This window comes from Vibrio marinisediminis, from assembly GCF_014050145.1.
Taxonomy (GTDB): domain Bacteria; phylum Pseudomonadota; class Gammaproteobacteria; order Enterobacterales; family Vibrionaceae; genus Vibrio; species Vibrio marinisediminis.
Map to the genome: position 1 here is coordinate 1 of NZ_JACFYF010000163.1, position 301 is coordinate 301.

The window sequence follows — 301 nt, forward strand, 5'->3', positions numbered from 1 at the left end:
GTGCCAGGCGACGGGTGCAAGGGTCAGCATCGAGGCGTAGACCGTCAGCTGTGCGCCGGTCAGCGCCGCGGCGCCGAGCGCCATGTGTGGGCGCGCGCGCATCGCCGCAAAGAGCAGGGTGGCGGACCCGAAAAGGCTCAGATGCATGGACCAGTAGCCCAGATCGCTCTCGAGCGTGGCCTGATAGGGGCCGGGCGCGTGCCAAACCCAGAACAGCACCGCGAACAGGATCGCGCAGGGCAGGGCGGGCAGGCGCATCCTTGGCAGAGCCGCGGCCAGGATCGGCGCGGCGACGAGCGTC

1 protein-coding gene is annotated in these 301 nt (G+C 70.8%); it reads right to left on the reverse strand.

Annotated elements, in window-relative coordinates; translation table 11 throughout:
* The coding region (locus H2O73_RS23795; protein ID WP_182110770.1) for a cytochrome c oxidase assembly protein at positions 1-301 on the reverse strand (301 nt) is incomplete at both ends.